This is a genomic window from Streptomyces sp. URMC 126 (genome assembly GCF_051386555.1).
Classification (GTDB): domain Bacteria; phylum Actinomycetota; class Actinomycetes; order Streptomycetales; family Streptomycetaceae; genus Streptomyces.
Window position 1 is genome coordinate 1 of record NZ_JBPQTX010000572.1, and the last position, 1,864, is coordinate 1,864.

The 1,864-nt window shown below is 72.5% G+C and carries 3 protein-coding genes; 2 read left to right on the forward strand and 1 reads right to left on the reverse strand.

The window, feature by feature from the left end:
- A partial coding sequence (locus ACSNOK_RS32790; protein ID WP_436784435.1) for a class II aldolase/adducin family protein occupies nucleotides 1-238 on the reverse strand: 238 nt, incomplete at its 3' end.
- Between the two features lie 112 nt (nucleotides 239-350).
- Between ACSNOK_RS32790 and ACSNOK_RS32795 the strand changes: the two genes are divergently transcribed.
- Nucleotides 351-1,604, forward strand: a complete 1,254-nt coding sequence (locus ACSNOK_RS32795) for an anion permease (RefSeq protein WP_436784436.1) — start codon at nucleotides 351-353, stop codon at nucleotides 1,602-1,604.
- Nucleotides 1,605-1,614: 10 nt separating this feature from the next.
- Nucleotides 1,615-1,827, forward strand: a complete 213-nt coding sequence (locus tag ACSNOK_RS32800) for a hypothetical protein (protein WP_436784437.1) — start codon at nucleotides 1,615-1,617, stop codon at nucleotides 1,825-1,827.
- The last annotated feature ends 37 nt before the right edge of the window (nucleotides 1,828-1,864 follow it).

Genomic DNA, 1,864 nt, shown 5'->3' on the forward strand with positions numbered 1-1,864 from the left:
GGTCCCCGGCGGGGGCGCCGGGGGCGGGGCGGCCGTCGAGACCGACGGCGACCACGTCCTCCGGGCGCAGCCGGTCGTACGGCACCCCGCTCGGCGTGACGAGGACCACGTCGCCGACCCGGGCGGAGACGTTCCCCGAGGTGCCCACGACCAGGCCGTCCGCGACCGTCCTCCGGGCCGTGGCCAGCACCTCCGCCCTGATCCGGGAGATCGTCCCCTCGTCCGTCCGGTGTTTCATCGACGACCCCCTCCGGTTCGCGTCACCATGGATCCCGCCCCAGTTCACCTTCCGTTCACCCGGAGTCCTTACCGTCGCGGCGTACTGACCACCGGACTGATTGCCTGGGTGAATGGAACACATCACGCTTCTCATCGGGATCGTGATCGTCACGGCCTTGGTGTTCGACTTTACGAACGGCTTCCACGACACGGCCAACGCGATGGCCACCACCATTTCCACCGGGGCACTCAAGCCCAAGGCAGCGGTGGCGATGTCGGCGGTGCTCAACCTCGTCGGCGCGTTCCTCTCCGTGGAGGTCGCCAAGACGATCTCCGGAGGCATCATCGACGAGACCGCCGGAATCCGACCAGAGGTGATTTTCGCCGGTCTGGTCGGCGCCATCGTCTGGAACCTGCTGACCTGGCTGGCCGGCCTGCCCTCCAGCTCGTCGCACGCCCTCTTCGGCGGCCTGATCGGCGCGACCGTCGCCTCCGTCGGCTTCGACGCGGTCAACGGCGACAAGGTCGTCATGAAGGTCCTGATCCCGGCGGTGGCCGCGCCGCTCGTGGCCGGCATCTCGGCCTGGGCCGCGACCAAGCTCACCTACCGCCTGGCGCGGAACCGCGACGAGGCCGACACGGCCAAGGGCTACCGCGCCGGTCAGATCGCCTCCGCCGCGCTGGTCTCGCTGGCGCACGGCACCAACGACGCGCAGAAGACCATGGGCGTGATCACGCTCGCGCTGGTCACCGGCGGCGTCGTCGCCCCGCACTCCGACCCGCCGCTGTGGGTCGTCGTCTCGGCGGGCCTGGCCATCGCGCTCGGCACCTACCTCGGCGGCTGGCGCATCATCCAGACCCTCGGCAAGGGCCTCACCGACATCCGCCCGGCGCAGGGCTTCGCCGCCCAGACCGGTGCCGCGACCGTCATCCTCGCCTCCTCGCACATCGGCTTCGCGCTCTCCACCACGCAGGTCTGCTCCGGCTCGATCATGGGCGCGGGCCTGGGCCGCAAGGGCGGCGTCGTGCGCTGGTCGACCGCCGGCCGCATGGTGATCGCCTGGTGCCTCACGCTGCCGGCGGCCGGACTGGTCGCGGCCGGTGCGGCGCTCCTCGCCGACCAGGGCGACTGGGGTGTGGCCTCGGTGGCCGTCCTCGGGCTGGCCGTGAGCGGGGCGATCTGGCTGGTGTCGCGGCGCAAGCCCGTGACTCCGGACGACGCGGCCGCCTCGCCTTCTCCGGCCGCCGCCGAGCCGGTGGGCGTCGTCACCGCCGCCCTCCAGGCCGTCGCGCCGCCGCCGGCGGCCCCGGTGGCCGCTCCCTCGGCCGTCACCCCCGAGCCCACCCCCGCCCCGGCCGCTCCGGCCGTGGCCGTGACCAGCTGAGGACCTTCGCATGAACATCGACTGGGCAGCTCTTGGTCAGGTCTTCGGGGTCAGTCTCGTGATGACGGTGGGGCTCGTGGGGGCCTTCACGCTCGGGATCGTGGGGACGTCGTCGTCGCGGGACGGCGGGTCCGCTTCCGCGGGGGCGCGGATGGGGGCTTACGTGGCGTTCGCCGTGTGCGCGGCGGCTGTCGGGTACGGGATCTATCTGATCGTCGCCTGACGTGTGACGCGTGGGGGGCGGGTTGGGGGGGTGGCCC

Excerpts from the sequence above, each read along its gene's own strand:
- ACSNOK_RS32800 (WP_436784437.1), top strand. The coding sequence starts at position 1,615 with ATGAACATCGACTGGGCAGCTCTTGGTCAGGTCTTCGGGGTCAGTCTC.
- ACSNOK_RS32795 (WP_436784436.1), top strand. The coding sequence starts at position 351 with ATGGAACACATCACGCTTCTCATCGGGATCGTGATCGTCACGGCCTTG.